Origin of the sequence: Algoriphagus sp. NF, from assembly GCF_028823735.1 — a bacterium.
Classification (GTDB): Bacteria; Bacteroidota; Bacteroidia; order Cytophagales; family Cyclobacteriaceae; genus Algoriphagus; species Algoriphagus marincola.
Map to the genome: position 1 here is coordinate 112,022 of NZ_JAPEIB010000006.1, position 14,800 is coordinate 126,821.

The following is a 14,800-nucleotide window of genomic DNA, read 5'->3' on the forward strand; positions in this document are numbered from 1 at the left end:
TATGAAGCGAAAAGTAAGGAGAAAACCTGAACCCGAAGAGGAGGTAGAAGAACAAGCTCCCGTTCTTGAAAAAGAAAAGGAAGCTGAAAAAATGAGCCCTGTTGAGCAGGAAAGAATTCAGATGACACCCAAAGAGTCTGAAAGCCCCATGAATCCACTGAATAACTAATCATGGCAGCACAGGCAGAACGAATTCCCAGAGTATCTACTCCGCCGATCGCTCGGCATACGGGAATCGTACAGCCTGCCCTCAAAGTGGGAAAGCCGGGAGACAAATTTGAGCAGGAAGCTGAATCTGTGGCCAACCAGGTCATGATGATGCCGGCTAATTCTCAACCTGCTATGATGAGCCCACTCAGCGATGGGATACAAATGCAAGTGGAGGAGGAAGAAGAGGAAATCCAAATGATGCCTATTTCCTCCACCATATCAATGGTCAGCAGACAGGAGGAAGAGGAAGAAGTTCAGCTTTCCACAGATGAGGAAGAGGAAGTACAGCTTTCCAGTGAGGAAGAAGAAGAGCAAATCCAACTTTTTGGAGAAGGCGGTGGTACTGTCTCAAGTGATGTTTCCGCCCAAATCATCCAAAGCAAAGGCTCTGGTCAAAACCTCCCGAGTCCCATTCAGGCAGAAATGGGACAAAAGATTGGAGCCGATTTTTCTACTGTTAAAATCCACACGGGACCAGATGCAGCTCAAATGAGCTCACAATTAGGAGCCAAAGCCTTCACACACGGAAATGACATCTATTTCAATGAAGGCAAATTCCAGCCAGGCACCTCAGAGGGGAAACACTTGCTTGCTCACGAGTTGACCCACACCGTGCAGCAAGGGGCAGCAGTAAGGCGCTCGCCAGAAATGAGTGTTTCTGAAGCCGAACCGCAGGTTCAAAGGCTTCCATGGGCAGTTCGGGAAGGACTATCAAGGTTTGCCAGCTATATTCCAGGATACTCACTGTTAACAGTAATTATTGGCTATGATCCATTGGCTGGAAGAACTGTCGCCAGAAATGCTACCAACTTGCTTGGAGGGTTGCTGGGACTAATTCCAGTTTTTGGAACCTTACTTTTCACCAAACTCTCAGAACTGGGAATTATCGATTCGGCATTTGCCTGGGTGCAAAGCGAAATGGCTGCATTGGATCTCAGCACAAACCGACTCGAAAGAACTCTGGAAAGCGCTTGGGATCAAGTATCCATCCGGAATAGCTGGGATGAGAATATGGCAGTGCTTGACCGGACTTTTGGGCAATTATACCGCGATATCGTATCCTTTGCCGGAAGGGTAAAGGACAAAATATTTGAACTGATCAAGGAAGCCATGATGGCTGGACTCAAGGCCTTGGCAGAGTCCACGCCGGGATATCCGCTTTTGACAAAGCTACTCGGTAGAGATCCGCTCACTGGGGAGGAGGTTATCAGTACCACGGCCGAAAAGATCGAAGCATTCCTTACCCTGATTGGGAAGGAGCAAGAACTAGAGAGAATGCGAGCCGAAGGAACTATTCAGGAGACTGCAGACTGGATAGATGCAGAATTAGCCGCATTGAATTTCAGCTTTGAAGAGGTTCGCTTACTTTTTGAAACTGCCTGGAATGCCTTCTCCCTTGAAGACCTTCGGGATCCACTCGGCGCTTTTCAGCGAACCGTTGGGATTTTTACACCCTTCCTATCTCGGGTATTCACCTTTGCTGCAAATGTCGCTGTGAAGGTTCTCGAATTTATCAAAAATACCCTCCTATCTCAGCTATCAGCCTATGCCAGAGAGCAGCAGGGCTTTCACCTGATCACAGTCATTCTAGGAAAAGATCCATTTACCCAAGAGGAAGTCCCCAGGACAACCGAGAATATCATTCGGGGATTTATGGGATTGATGCCAGGAGGTGAGGAGCAGTTTCAGCAAATGAAGGAAACGGGTGCAATCGAACAGACAGTTTCTAGAATTGAGGCTGCAGTTGCCACATTGAATTTCACCTGGGAGTATATCACGGGCTTATTTATGACGCTTTGGAACAGCTTTACTATCCAGGATGTCTTTGCGCCGATCCAGGCTTTTGTGCGCATCATACAAACGCTGGCAAGTCCTATCCAACGCCTCTTTGCCTTTGTGGTGACCATCGTGAAGATTCTGGTTGAGGTATTGCTGGTGGTGATGAACTTCCCGATTGAGACGGTACAGCAAATTATTGCCAATGCCATGTCGGCTTTCGAAGATATCAAAAGGGACCCAATAGGATTCCTGAAAAATCTACTCCGGGCAATCAAACAAGGCTTTGTACAGTTTTTTGGAAATATTGTCACCCACTTACTAGGTGGACTGAGAGATTGGTTGTTTGGAGAACTAGCCTCAGCAGGCATCACCCCACCGGCCGATTTGAGTTTCCAGTCCATCCTAGACTTTGTCCTAGAAGTCCTCGGGCTTACGATGGAGAATATCTGGCAACGTCTTGCCTTGAAAATTGGAGAAGAACGGGTAGCTCAAATCCGGGGTGCGATCGATACCTTGACAGGTATCTGGACATTCATCAAAGATGTGTGGGAAAGAGGGCCGGTCGCCATTTGGGAATATATCCAGGAGAAAATCAGTGATCTCTGGTCCATCGTTCTCAGTCAAATCCAAAACTGGATCATGACTCGCATTATCGAGCAAGTCACAGTGAAGTTGCTGGGTATGCTGGACCCGACCGGAATAATGGCAGTGGTTAATAGCTTCATCGCATTCTATCGTGCGGTGCAGTCCTTCATTGAGAAACTGCGAGAAATGCTGGAGATCGTCAACAGTTTCGTGGCAGGAGTAGCCAATATTGCCCGAGGAAGTATCGCGGATGCTGCAAACTATCTCGAAAATGCACTGGCAAGAGCTATACCTGTTGCCATAGGATTTTTGGCGAATCAGGTTGGTTTGAGAGGACTGGGTACCCGAATTGGGGAGATGATAGCTGGGTTGAGAGAAAAGATCAATGCAGCTATTGACTGGCTAATTGATAAAGCACTTAGCGTGGGTGGGGCAATTTTGCAAGCAGGAAGGAATGCAGTATCTGCTGTTACGAATTGGTGGAATGCAAGAGTATCATTCCAAGCAGCTGATGGTCATCAACACGCTTTGTATTTAGAAGGAGAGGCAGAAAACGCTTCTCTTATGATCGCTAGTAATCCTCAGCAATTTGAAACCTTCATTCAAAATCTAGATACTCGAAATAATCCGCAAAAAGAAACCGCTAAACAACAAGCCCTTGCAAAAGCAATTGAAATCGATTCAGAAAAAAGGAGGCGAATTGACAGGAATCTATCTGATGAACAACAAGCTGAGGCTGAAAACACAAAGAAAACTACAATTGAAAGATTATTAGGAGAGCTTCGAGACATTGTTCAAGTATTTTTTGGTACCGATACTCCTGATGGTCCGCCAGAAAGAATACTTCCTGGTACAGATTCGGCTGGTTACGGTACCTCCATGCACATCAAAAAATTGCATCTGTCCAACAAACCTTCCGACGGATCTACTCCTACTCAAGCTGCTCATACAGAATATGATAAGTTGAATGCAAGAAGAACTTCAAGTGGGGCTTCTTATTACATAAGAGGACATTTACTAAACCATAATATTGGAGGACCTGGCTCTTGGGATAATATGGTTCCTCTTTCTCGAACAGGCAATAGCAGTCATGAATCTAGTGTAGAAAATCAGGTGAAAGCTGCTTTTGATGCAGGTGCTGTAATTGAATATAAGGTAGTTCCCAGTTCTCAAAAATATAACTCAGGAAAGTCTAGCCTAATTTCAGCTATTGACTCTAGCAATGATGATGGTCCAACTAAGGCCACCAAAAAACAAATAGTAGAAGCAGAGTCAAATGTTCCAAAGTCTCTAGACACGGAGGCTTATACCATGAAAAAAACCAGAAATAACAATTTTGAGAGGGATCGGAAAATTGTAAAAAAGAAAGTAGATAATCCTGTTGAAAGAAGTCTCACAAGTTATTTTCTTTCAGACGGTGGGGTACAAACCAAGGTTTATTTAAATGAAGAAACCGATGTTTCAAAAATCAGGGAGGTAACTGGGCTTACCTCAGCCCAAGTGAATAAAATGATTCAAAGTCGTACTAGTCGCGGACAAAGATTCGGTCAATATGCAACTTTTCTTAGGTCAGCAGAATACCCTGAAACTGAGATTGAATCAAAAGCAAGTGAACTAGCCTCAAACAGCAGAGTCAGTCTTGGAAGTTCTGGTAGTTAATTCCATAATATGGATATCCGCTTTCTTAGCAGAATTGACAAAAAGTTGGCTTATTGTCTACTGAAAGGATCAGAATCCGGAAGCTTAGGTCTTCGTTCTTCCAACCAGTCAAGCAAAGTAAATAAGGCAACTGGCATGATTGCGGATAATCATATTCCATAAATAAAAACTAACCATTCACCTCAAAGCTCACATCCAATACATCCTTCACGCTGACAATTCTATTAAAATCTGGGTGAATTGGATTGATCAATAGATTAAATTCCTGCTGGTAGTTTGCCAAAGGAATCCGACAAGAGGGTATTTTCAAAACAGGAGACAAAAACTGCTTGCACCAAGTACTGCCAAACTCCTGCGTACTTCTAGGATAGGGACGATTCCGCCAATCTCTAGGTAGCTCAGCTATTTCCAACTCCGGTATTTCTACAGCTATTTCCAACACAATCAATTGCCATGCACTTTGAGTGACTATTGGGCCTTTGATACTTAGAAGTTCAAGGAAATTAAGCGAACTGACACTACAGGCATAGATCATAGGAACACCGAAGTCATTCCATCGCCCGGAACCAATTCCATACCCTAAAGGAGATCTACCCGGTAAGGCTTCGATAAGTCGAAAACAGCGCATCAAACTACTGAAAAGCTCCCCAAGACATCCCCTCTAGTACACTGTCGATCTGATCCACTCCATACGGAGTCTTAAGCAAATCTATTGGTCTGCGATCACCTAGAGAGACATTGGTGGTGCTCAGCCAATCTGAAAAAAGCGGCTCTGAGCCAAAAATCCGAACTCCCTTTGCCACTACTTGATCCATTTCTAGGATATTCTTGGTAATTGCTTTGGTCAACTGTCGATTTTCTTTGCGCCATCGAAATAGCGTACTCGGGTCCACTTCCATTACTTCTGAAATATCCTGCTGCGTAAAGCCCAAAAAATCAAAAAAATCCTTGGTGTCCTCATACTTGAATGCTGTCTCATAAAAAGCTGCAGGCTCACTCACTGAGTCTATCATTCTTTGGAAAAAGTAATGGCGACTTTTCCCTGTAGAAAGAGCTTGCTGACTTCCATCCGGAAAACGAATATTCCATAGCTGATCCATAACTTCTTTTTTCTCAAAGATACGGTTTTTTATTTTATTTGCAATAATCAATTATTGCAAATGCAATCAATCCAACAACTCCCTAATCTCTTCCGACTGCAAATGTGCATTGAGCCAACCAGCCTCCAGGTATGCTCCATATTTTTTGTAGAAATTAATTGCGGGTTCGTTCCAGTCTAGCACTTGCCACATCATGCCGGTGCATTCATCTTCAAGAGACTGAGCCATGACTCGGTCAAAGAGTAATTTTCCAGCACCATTGCCACGTTCAGATTCTGTCACAACAATATCTTCCAAATACATGCGCTTTCCTTTCCAGGTGCTGTATCGATAGTAATAGATCGCTATCCCAATGATCTCTGAGGTTTCGTTTTTTTCACAGACAAAAAGTCCGAAAACCGGTTGGGGTCCAAAACCATCTTTCTCCATCATTTCTACTGTATTGGTCACCTGCTCAGGTGCTTTTTCATAGATGGCTAGTTCTTTGATCAATTCAAGAACTCGGGGTAAGTCTTCGATTTTTCCTTTTCGGACGGTATACATGGGATATTTGATTTAATTTTCAAGAATGAAAGCCTAAATTAGTCAAAAGCTCCAAAAATATGTTCCTAGCAATCGATGTAGGCAATTCCAATGTGGTATTCGCATTATTTGATCCCAAAACCGAAAAGTGGACCAATCAATTTCGTCTAGAAACCAAAACCGAACTCCTAATTTCTCAGCTCACCAAGAAGGTGCCCCTCTATTTTTTGGAGCATTCCATTTCCCCATCTGACATTAGCGAAATAGGTTTTAGTACCGTGGTTCCTGAAGTGCAAGGACCCATTCAGGAATTTTGCGAAAAGTTTTTTGGCAAAGCCGCCTACCAAATCGGCCCTAAAAGCTATAAATCACTTCCCATCAGCACGATTCGTCCCAAAGAAATAGGGACTGACTTGATGTGTAATGTCATGGCTGCTTGGCAAAAGTATCAGCAAGCCTTGATCATCGTGGACTTTGGAACAGCACTCACATTCACTGTCGTCGATGATAATGGGAAGGTATTGGGCGTAAATATTGTTCCTGGTCTTCAAACAGCCATCCGATCCCTATTTACAAGCACATCCAAACTACCCGAGGTGCCCCTGAAAGTGCCCAAATCAGCAATTGGGAAAGATACAATCCATGCGATTCAGGCAGGCATCCTTTATGGCTACACTGGATTGGTACAGGGAATGCTAGAAACCATCCGAACAGAAAAAGACCTGCCATTCAAGGTCATTGCTACGGGAGGACTTTCTGCTATTTTGACCACCTTGGAAAAGGACTTTGAAGAGATCGATCGCTATCTGACTTTAAATGGGATTCGATGGATTACACGAGCAAACCAGAAATCGAGTCAATCCTGAAATCCCAAAATTAAATTGGGATCAGGACAGTTGGCGGAATAATGGGCAACTTCCCGCTGAGAGCAGACGCCTGGGTAGTCTCCTGATTTACCCTCCATGTCCCACATCAACTGAAAATGTAGATGGGGTGGCCAATCGCCATTTTCTGGAAAAGGACCTACATGTGCAATGATCGCTCCTTTTTTAACGATTTTTCCAACCTCCCAACTCTTCAAATCTGTACGGGTAAGGTGCCCGTACAATGAGTAAAAAACCTTGTCTTGGTTGGAATGCTCCAAAATCAACGTAGGACCATAGTCACCAAAACCGGCATTATCCTGGAAACTGTGGATTCTTCCTTCCAATGGAGAAAAAATAGGAGCTCCTGCCTCACACCAAACATCCACACCTAAGTGAATATTTCGAAAATCCTCTGCATCCGTAGCAAATACATTGGATCTACGGTAAATGGCTCGATTTTCCAGATACCCCCCTATTCCAAAGCGTTTGCCGGATCGCTCAAGCTGTGAAAAAACAAATTGATCAAAAGCCTCCGTGTTGCTAAGGTCTACCTCTTCCAAAGCCTGATTTTTGGCACTAAAGTCCAGCCTCAGTGTATTTTTCGAGTTTAAAGCCTCTCCCATTACGGGAAAGCAATCCAATACATTCCAATTCATATCCGAAGAAAAGACTTTTCTTTCATATGTTTTTAATTGTTTTTTAATGGTCATATGGAATCTCGCAAAAATAATGACCCCTCTATGTATCGCTTGCGTCGTGGCTATCTGCGAAAACCAGGCTCGATTTCAGGTAGAAAAATGAAAAAATAACAGTTTGTGAAGTTAGCTTTGGAAGTAGTTTTATAATTTTATTACATGCAAAAGCCGCAATTCCCTTCCCTCAATGATATCCGACATGCTCGCGTTCGGATCAAATCTTTCATACACCGAACGCCCATACTGACTTCCTCAGCGATCAATGAGATGGCAGGGTGTGAGATATATTTTAAATGCGAAAACTTTCAGAAAGTAGGGGCTTTCAAAGCTCGGGGGGCAGCGAATGCGGTGATGAAATTATCAGATGAAGAGAAAGCCAAGGGAGTAGCTACTCACAGCAGTGGAAATCATGCAGCGGCTTTGGCTCGTGCAGCACAGATTGCAGGTATACCGGCATACATTGTCATGCCATCTAGTGCTCCAGAGATCAAAAAGAAGGCCGTCAAAGGCTACGGAGGAGAAATCATCGAATGCGAACCTAACCTTCAGGCGAGGGAGACTACCCTTGAAAAGGTGGTCAAAGAAACCGGAGCCACCTTCATTCCTCCTTATGATTTTATGGATGTCATCGAAGGACAAGCCACCTGTGCCTTGGAGTTTTTGGAGGATGAACCAGACCTGGAAGTAATCCTGGCTCCAGTAGGTGGAGGAGGGCTTCTCGGTGGGACAGCCTTGCTTAGTCATGAGTGGGATGAAGACATTGAAGTATACGGAGCAGAACCTTCAGGAGCAGACGATGCCTATCGATCCTTCAAAGCAGGAAAAATCATTCCTCAAACCAAGCCAAATACCATTGCAGATGGCTTACTTACCTCTTTGGGCGTCTTGAATTTTGAAATCATCCGCCGCTACGTCAAAGACATACTCTTGGCAACAGATAATCAAACAATCGACGCGATGCGGCTTATATATGAGCGGATGAAAATCGTGATCGAGCCTTCTTGCGCAGTTCCTTTGGCAGCCTTGTTGGCAAATAAAGCGCTTTTTAAAGGCAAAAAAGTCGGGATAATATTATCAGGTGGAAATGTGGACCTAGGGAAGCTTCCATTCTAAACTGTTTCACCAGCCTCCTTCCGACTTAGTGATGGTTTTCTTTTGCTCCGAGCTCAAAAAAGCTGATTCGATCAATTTCAAAACCACAATTGCCTCTTCTAGCCGAACTAGTAATGGCTCTCCAAGAAGGATAGCTTTAGCAATATTGTTGTAGAAAAAACGATAATCACCTCTTAAGGTGGGATAAGGATTTATCTTCTCCTCTAAATAAACCTTCCCCCACTTATCAGCTTCCTCCAATCCCCAATTCTCTCCTATAGGCTTTCGCCCTTCCTTAAAGGCCTCTTCCTGTACATCCAGTCCAAATTTTTGATAAGTCCCTTTCTCCCCTAATACTAGGAATTTGGGAGTAGGTGCATTGACCAGGACTCCTGCGGTGACCCGGGCCAAGCGATTCCCATAGTCCAGCTGAATATCAAAGTAGTCATCGGCTACTACTTGTGGGCGTTGCTTGCGGATAGTAGCAGTAATGGATTCAGGAGCTCCCCAAAGTACACAAATCTGGTCAATTAAGTGTGTGCCCAAATCGTAAGTAATCCCATTTCCAGGGACCTCTTTCTCCCGCCAATTATCTCTGGGCTGAGGCCTAAAGCGATCAAAATGACTTTCGATATAATGAACTTCCCCTAGCGATCCATTTTGCAAAATCTCCTGAACAGTTCGGAAATCCCCATCGAAACGGCGGTTTTGAAAAGCAGTACAAATCAATCCTTTCTCCGATGCAAGCTTTTGAAGTTCCTCGGCCTGCCATGAATGTATAGTGATTGGTTTGTCCACCACCACATGCTTCCCTGATTCCAAGGCTAATTTGGCCATAGGAAAATGAAACTCATTAGGCGTCGTGATCACGATGAGTTCAGAGCTTCCCTCACTCAATAGCTCCTCAAATGAGCGAAAGGTTTTAACCCCAGGATATTGTTGCTCACAGAGATTGGAGTGTCTTTCTACTACCTCCACCAAATCCAAATCCGGGCAGACATCTATCAGAGGAGCATGCATTTTTTCCGCTACAGAACCGAATCCGACGATGGCAGTTTTGATTGGTTTGGTTGAATTCATCAGATATTCATTTCGTGAGCTTTATTCACTAGTTCTACCCGTGAATTGATGCTGAGTTTTTGAAAAATATTTTTCCGGTGGCTTTCGATTGTCCCCTTACTCAATACAAGCTGTTTGGCAATTTCTTTACTCGTCAAACCTTCTTTGATAAGCTTAATAATCTGAACCTCCCTCCGGGAAAGACGGTATTTATCCCGAAAGGAATCGAAAAAAGCATTGGGACGTGCCTGCTCAATGATTCTATCAAAATTGATCAAATGCCTTCCTTCATGAACTTCTCGAATGGTAAAAACCAATTCATCCGGATCAGCATCTTTTAGAATAAACCCGTCTGCCCCTTTTTCAACGCATTCTTTGAAGATTTTTTCCTCATCATACATGGAAAGGACGATGACTTTGATTGGAAAGTCAAGCTGCTTCACAGCAGCCAATACCTCAAAGCCATCCATTTCAGGCATATTGAGGTCTGTCAAAACGATGTCTACTGGGTTTTCGGCTAGAAAATCCAGTAGCTCAGATCCATTTTTGAAAAGCCCACGGATAAAGAAATCCTCCTGCTCATCCAATAATCCTTCTATGCCCTTTGCAAAAAGGGTGTGGTCGTCTGCAATAGCAATCCGTATCATGTTACTTAAGGGTGAAGTCTAATTTAGGACTAAAACTGATACAGGCAAAGAAAGATTTATTTGAGTGCCGTTTCCGGGTGATGATATGATTTCAAATGCACCTCCAATGGTCTCCATTCGCTTTCGAAGGTTGGTCATGCCACTACCCTTTGATTGCTGAGAAGTGTCAAAGCCTTTTCCGTCATCTTCTATCCGAACCAAATACCTTCCATCTGATTCTTTCATCTGGACTTTTATATTTGATGGGCTGGCGTGCTTGATGGCGTTGTTTAGGCATTCTTGAATAACGCGTATAAGAACAAGTTTCGTGTCTTTATTTAATTTCCAGGCCTCATTACTCTCCACAAGGAGCGTTTCGCAGAAGTCAGTTGACTGGATCTTATCCAACTGCTGTTTTATAAATTCTTCCAATGAAATGGACTCTACCCAGTCTAGGTTCAGGGTCTTTGAAAGGCCCCTAACCTCGTTAATTATTTGATTGATAAGGAGGCGTCCTTCAGTCTGCTTTTCAGGTTTGCTGGAGCCGAGATAGAGTTTTGCGAGGGAAAGCAACTGGCCTACATTATCATGAAGTTCCCGACCGATATGCCTCAGGGTATCCTGCTGAATTTCATTCTCAATATTCAATAGGGTCTTCTCATATTCTGCTTTAATCTGATCCATCTTTTGTTTGTTTTGGACCTGACGCTGCCTGTGCAAAATAACCATAGAGACCACAAATGTGGCCATAACGGCTGCCAGAAATGCCCCTGCAAAAAGAATAAAAATGATCTGATTATCTTCTCCCTCCATTATGCTTTAGCCAATTTTGAAATTGTATTACTCCCTGTGTAAAGTAGCATGTTAAAAACTACCAATAAAATAATGTAAAGGATCATTGAAACATAGTTGAATAAGAAGTACACATTTTCATTTTCAAATACCAAGTACTCAAAGGCTACATCCGCCAAAAATAAAGTGACTGATTGAAACAAAATCAAGGTGATATACCAAAAAGGCCAGTATTTAAGGGGATTGATATTGATGTAATAATCCTCAGACACCAAATCCACGAAGAATAAACCACTGGCCACAATCAAAATGGTATTGCCGAAAAAGTATAGGACCGGCTGAAAATCATAAATGGGAGTGGCTTCTGAAAAGTAGGTATAAATACAATAGGCAAGAAAAATCACTCCAAGGGACAAGATGATTTTTTGACTAAGGACTTTTCTTAAATTGATTCCGATCAAACCTAATAGTAGCAGCTTGGATATTTGATAGTTGAAAATATTAAAAACCCAGATATTCCATCCCTGAAAAGTATCATCCGTAAGGACATAATGGATTTTTTGGTTGATACTCTTGTTGACGAGCATCCAGACTCCTAAAAACTCATAAAAAAAAACCAAGAATACCACCAGAAAAGGAATTAGGAAGTGCAGGCTACGCTTCTTTTCAGGATTAAGGAATCCGTAAAAAACAATAGCCAGCACTCCACAAATTATGACAGCATAGATGTAATAATTATCTCCAATCCTGGCAAGAAAGTCTTTAACCATGAATATAAAATTTATTCACATTTAGGAGGACAAGTAGTACCTCGATTGTAATAATCTTCTTCCCCTTCTTCCAATCCCTTTTTGGCTTCATTTACAGGAGACATGACGATGGCAAGCCTTCCGATGTATTCTTCTGAGTTCTCAGGGTAAAGCTTTTTTGCTACCTCTTCCGTGTATTCAGTTAGGTAAAACTTGATTCCACCTTTCTTGGGATCCTTATCCGCTTTACTTAGCACTTCCTCAAGAGTCTCTCGATCAAAAAACACCCACTTGGTCTGATTTTCTACATCCTCCTTTGGTCCTCGAGCGGGTTTCCCCTTTTGGATTTCTTTATCATACTTTTTCTGCATCTGATCGAAATCCTTTTTACTGATCTTCATAATCTTTTTGTTAGTTAAAAATTAGGTAAAACTGGTTTAAAATGGACCTGAATATAGGCTTTTTGAAGCGGAGTGAAAAAAGAAAAAGGAGGCGCTTACCTCCTTTTGGAAAAAGTTGGGGAAATTTATTCCATCCCTTTATCTCTCATTTTCTTAAACTCATCGAATCTTCGATAGATCGCCACAGTGAATCCCATCAAAGTGATGATAGATCCTAACCACAACAAATTGATGTATGGCTTGACGATAGCTTTCATCACCACATAGTCCTTTTGATAGCGGTTGACTTTGAAAACAAACTTGTTTTCTTCAGGAACGATGTTATCCAAAGTGACTTTGATCCCGAGCTCATTGTCCACTACAGGTAATTTACCGACTTGGTTATTTCGAATAATGAATGTGGGAGTGAGCTTTTTCTCAACATCATAATCAAGCACCCGAAGGTTGGCACGAACAGCCACATCACCTTCTTGGAGTACATAACCCTCCACTTCCTGAAGTACTTCAGCTCCATCAAAATAAGTGACAAAATCAGCGATATGGAATTGCTCACCCGGGCTTGCTTCATAGAACTCATCATCTTTCCATTCGGGATCTTCGTAGTCATTCATCGCCGCTACGTAGGTGTATAGATCCTTGTTGAGGTAAATTTTTGAATCAGGTGAAGAAATCAAACCTCCCATTCCTTGGTTGAATTGGGACATGGGAGCTAGGGAAAATTTCAAGACCTCATTTTGGAAGTAATCAATTTTGAAATAATCATTCTCCTCCAATACAATATCAACCACATCGCCTTTCTTGAAAAAGTCTTTATAATCCTCTAAAGCAATGGCTTCATTCACATTTCCTGTGGATTCTAAGATTTTGGCAGGGACATATTCAGGTACGCCCACCACTTTCTTTTGCCTTCCTCGATAGATGACCGTATAGTCTTTCATTTGGGTCGGCTTATTGATCCAAAGCAATACATGCTCCTTATTGAGCTCATCCTCCCAGCTATTGCTGTAAGTCAATCCTGACATATTGATCGAGATCGTCTCGGAATAACCGGAGCTGAACATGATCCCAATCAGCATCATCCCCAAACCAATATGTGCCAGAGAGCCTCCTGCTAGCTTGAAGGTAGATTTCTTCAAAAGTCGACTTAAAATCACAGCATTGGCAACTACGGTAAATGTACCAGCCACGACGATGATCATGTATTTCCAATCATAAACTTTAGCCGCTACAATAATCAAAGCCGAAACAACTACAGAGATAATGTATGGAGTCAAGAGCGCATCTTTCAGCGCTTTTTTGTCCATTTTCTGCCACCAAAAAAACTGTCCAACTGCTGTCAGCAGCGCCAAGGCAATCCCAAACCACAATTGGAATTTTGTGTAAAACTCTATTTGATCTGCCGGTGGAGCCATATTGGAGATACCTCCAAAGCTTTCAATCAATGCATTAAATGCCGGTATGGAGGTAGGGAGAATTACCTGAAACCCCATCAAGCCCAAGGTGGTAGCACCGATGAAAATCCAAAACTCTCTGGAGTAAACTGATGCTTCCCGCTCGGAAGTAGGAATGTGCTTCCAAGCTCGAATCGTGAAGAATAAGGCAACTGCTGTGAAAAACAACATGTATATCAACAATTGCCCTGAGAGACCTAGATCGGTAAATGAGTGCACAGATGCATCTCCAAGCACCCCTGATCGCACCAAGAAGGTAGCATACAATACAAGAATGAAAGAAAGGATCACCAAGACGATGGACGTCTTCAGTGCAGTACTACTTTTCTTGAAAGTAATCATGGTATGCACTGCTGCCACCAAAATCAGCCAAGGGACATAAACTGCATTTTCTACCGGGTCCCAGTTCCAATATCCTCCAAAATTAAGCGTCACATAGGCCCAATAGGCTCCCATCAAAATCCCCATTCCCAAAATCATAGCGGAGAAAATCGCCCAAGGCAAAGCAGGTCTTATCCACTCTGAATATCGCTTCAAAGCTAGTCCACCTATCAAAAAAGCGAATGGTACTAAAGTAGAAGCATAGCCTAAAAACAAGGTAGGTGGATGGATGACCATCCAAATATTTTGTAGTAGAGGATTGAGACCTGTCCCATCTTCAGGAACGAAATCGGGATTGATTTCGAAAATCGGTGCGGGAGTTGCATCGCGAAGTAGAATGAACGGTGAGCTACCGATTTTCAAATCGCCGATCACCACGCCCATAATCATCGAAACCAAAAAGGCCTGCACGAGCGCAAAAACGATCATTACAGGAGCCTCCCAAAGCTTATTGGTATGAATCAGAATCACACCCAGTATCACATTCCAGAAAATCCAGAGGATAAATGCACCTTCCTGTCCTTCCCAGAAACTTGATATCATGTAATGCACTGGAAGAGCCTTACTCGAATGGGAATAGGCATAAAAATATTCGAAGCGATGATTGTAGATGATCTCAAAAAGTGAAAAAGCGATCAACACACTGGACACACCATGGATGTAAAAAGCAATGCGACTAAAGCGCTGCCAGCTTTTTTTCTCCAGCTCATTGGCCTTGAAATATTGGTAATAGGCAAAAGCTGCTACCAATGCACTCACAAAGGCCACGATGGTCATCATGTGGCCCAAATTCCCGATAAAGGTATTGATCATTGATTCGTTGAGTTGCTACT

14 protein-coding genes are annotated in these 14,800 nt (G+C 42.9%); 4 read left to right on the forward strand and 10 right to left on the reverse strand.

The window, feature by feature from the left end; translation table 11 throughout:
• The first annotated feature begins 1 nt into the window (after position 1).
• Positions 2–169 (forward strand): hypothetical protein, encoded by a 168-nt coding sequence (locus OU792_RS04470; protein ID WP_155847145.1) that lies wholly within the window; start codon positions 2–4, stop codon positions 167–169.
• A gap of 2 nt (positions 170–171) precedes the next feature.
• Positions 172–4,233, forward strand: coding sequence for an eCIS core domain-containing protein (locus OU792_RS04475; RefSeq protein WP_274669584.1), 4,062 nt, complete (start codon positions 172–174; stop codon positions 4,231–4,233).
• 169 nt (positions 4,234–4,402) lie between these two features.
• Here the strand turns inward: OU792_RS04475 and OU792_RS04480 are convergent, their stop codons facing one another.
• The 3 genes from OU792_RS04480 to OU792_RS04490 all read right to left on the reverse strand — a co-directional run bounded on the left by OU792_RS04480 (position 4,403) and on the right by OU792_RS04490 (position 5,876).
• Positions 4,403–4,861: an RES family NAD+ phosphorylase gene (locus OU792_RS04480; protein ID WP_274669585.1), complete on the reverse strand. Its 459-nt coding sequence runs from the start codon at positions 4,859–4,861 to the stop codon at positions 4,403–4,405.
• Between the two features lie 4 nt (positions 4,862–4,865).
• Positions 4,866–5,333: an antitoxin Xre/MbcA/ParS toxin-binding domain-containing protein gene (locus OU792_RS04485; protein WP_274669586.1), complete on the reverse strand. Its 468-nt coding sequence runs from the start codon at positions 5,331–5,333 to the stop codon at positions 4,866–4,868.
• Between the two features lie 66 nt (positions 5,334–5,399).
• Positions 5,400–5,876 carry a GNAT family N-acetyltransferase gene (locus OU792_RS04490; RefSeq protein ID WP_134199048.1) on the reverse strand — a complete coding sequence of 159 codons (477 nt, stop codon included), beginning with the start codon at positions 5,874–5,876 and terminating at the stop codon, positions 5,400–5,402.
• Positions 5,877–5,935: 59 nt separating this feature from the next.
• Here OU792_RS04490 and OU792_RS04495 point away from each other — a divergent pair, with 59 nt between their 5' ends.
• The gene (locus OU792_RS04495; RefSeq protein WP_274669587.1) at positions 5,936–6,721 is read left to right on the forward strand and encodes a type III pantothenate kinase; all 786 of its coding nucleotides are present in this window, start codon (positions 5,936–5,938) and stop codon (positions 6,719–6,721) included.
• Here OU792_RS04495 and OU792_RS04500 read toward each other — a convergent pair.
• Positions 6,712–7,377, reverse strand: coding sequence for a peptidoglycan DD-metalloendopeptidase family protein (locus OU792_RS04500; RefSeq protein ID WP_026946701.1), 666 nt, complete (start codon positions 7,375–7,377; stop codon positions 6,712–6,714). The genes OU792_RS04495 and OU792_RS04500 overlap by 10 nt on opposite strands.
• A gap of 198 nt (positions 7,378–7,575) precedes the next feature.
• Here OU792_RS04500 and OU792_RS04505 point away from each other — a divergent pair, with 198 nt between their 5' ends.
• Positions 7,576–8,529: a pyridoxal-phosphate dependent enzyme gene (locus tag OU792_RS04505; RefSeq protein ID WP_026946700.1), complete on the forward strand. Its 954-nt coding sequence runs from the start codon at positions 7,576–7,578 to the stop codon at positions 8,527–8,529.
• A 6-nt stretch (positions 8,530–8,535) separates the two neighbouring features.
• On the opposite strand, the gene OU792_RS04510 is transcribed toward OU792_RS04505, so the two are convergent.
• The 6 genes from OU792_RS04510 to ccsA form a co-directional block, all read right to left on the reverse strand.
• Positions 8,536–9,588: a Gfo/Idh/MocA family oxidoreductase gene (locus tag OU792_RS04510; protein ID WP_274669588.1), complete on the reverse strand. Its 1,053-nt coding sequence runs from the start codon at positions 9,586–9,588 to the stop codon at positions 8,536–8,538.
• Positions 9,588–10,214 carry a response regulator gene (locus tag OU792_RS04515; protein WP_100628875.1) on the reverse strand — a complete coding sequence of 209 codons (627 nt, stop codon included), beginning with the start codon at positions 10,212–10,214 and terminating at the stop codon, positions 9,588–9,590. The genes OU792_RS04510 and OU792_RS04515 overlap by 1 nt, the downstream gene beginning before the upstream one ends.
• An 18-nt stretch (positions 10,215–10,232) precedes the next feature.
• The gene (locus OU792_RS04520) at positions 10,233–11,006 is read right to left on the reverse strand and encodes a sensor histidine kinase (protein WP_026946697.1); all 774 of its coding nucleotides are present in this window, start codon (positions 11,004–11,006) and stop codon (positions 10,233–10,235) included.
• Positions 11,006–11,755: a hypothetical protein gene (locus tag OU792_RS04525; protein ID WP_274669589.1), complete on the reverse strand. Its 750-nt coding sequence runs from the start codon at positions 11,753–11,755 to the stop codon at positions 11,006–11,008. The genes OU792_RS04520 and OU792_RS04525 overlap by 1 nt, the downstream gene beginning before the upstream one ends.
• Before the next feature lie 11 nt (positions 11,756–11,766).
• Positions 11,767–12,135 (reverse strand): molecular chaperone DnaK, encoded by a 369-nt coding sequence (locus tag OU792_RS04530; protein WP_134199032.1) that lies wholly within the window; start codon positions 12,133–12,135, stop codon positions 11,767–11,769.
• A 125-nt stretch (positions 12,136–12,260) separates the two neighbouring features.
• Positions 12,261–14,780 carry a cytochrome c biogenesis protein CcsA gene (ccsA, locus tag OU792_RS04535; protein WP_274669590.1) on the reverse strand — a complete coding sequence of 840 codons (2,520 nt, stop codon included), beginning with the start codon at positions 14,778–14,780 and terminating at the stop codon, positions 12,261–12,263.
• Positions 14,781–14,800 lie beyond the last annotated feature (20 nt).

Bases quoted from the DNA above. Each gene is read 5' to 3' on its own strand.
- OU792_RS04525 (WP_274669589.1), bottom strand. From the start codon at position 11,755: ATGGTTAAAGACTTTCTTGCCAGGATTGGAGATAATTATTACATCTAT.
- OU792_RS04470 (WP_155847145.1), top strand. From the start codon at position 2: ATGAAGCGAAAAGTAAGGAGAAAACCTGAACCCGAAGAGGAGGTAGAA.
- OU792_RS04490 (WP_134199048.1), bottom strand. From the start codon at position 5,876: ATGTATACCGTCCGAAAAGGAAAAATCGAAGACTTACCCCGAGTTCTT.
- OU792_RS04515 (WP_100628875.1), bottom strand. From the start codon at position 10,214: ATGATACGGATTGCTATTGCAGACGACCACACCCTTTTTGCAAAGGGC.
- OU792_RS04480 (WP_274669585.1), bottom strand. From the start codon at position 4,861: ATGCGCTGTTTTCGACTTATCGAAGCCTTACCGGGTAGATCTCCTTTA.
- OU792_RS04495 (WP_274669587.1), top strand. From the start codon at position 5,936: ATGTTCCTAGCAATCGATGTAGGCAATTCCAATGTGGTATTCGCATTA.
- ccsA (WP_274669590.1), bottom strand. From the start codon at position 14,780: ATGATCAATACCTTTATCGGGAATTTGGGCCACATGATGACCATCGTG.
- OU792_RS04530 (WP_134199032.1), bottom strand. From the start codon at position 12,135: ATGAAGATCAGTAAAAAGGATTTCGATCAGATGCAGAAAAAGTATGAT.
- OU792_RS04510 (WP_274669588.1), bottom strand. From the start codon at position 9,588: ATGAATTCAACCAAACCAATCAAAACTGCCATCGTCGGATTCGGTTCT.
- OU792_RS04475 (WP_274669584.1), top strand. From the start codon at position 172: ATGGCAGCACAGGCAGAACGAATTCCCAGAGTATCTACTCCGCCGATC.
- OU792_RS04500 (WP_026946701.1), bottom strand. From the start codon at position 7,377: ATGAATTGGAATGTATTGGATTGCTTTCCCGTAATGGGAGAGGCTTTA.
- OU792_RS04485 (WP_274669586.1), bottom strand. From the start codon at position 5,333: ATGGATCAGCTATGGAATATTCGTTTTCCGGATGGAAGTCAGCAAGCT.
- OU792_RS04520 (WP_026946697.1), bottom strand. From the start codon at position 11,006: ATGGAGGGAGAAGATAATCAGATCATTTTTATTCTTTTTGCAGGGGCA.
- OU792_RS04505 (WP_026946700.1), top strand. From the start codon at position 7,576: ATGCAAAAGCCGCAATTCCCTTCCCTCAATGATATCCGACATGCTCGC.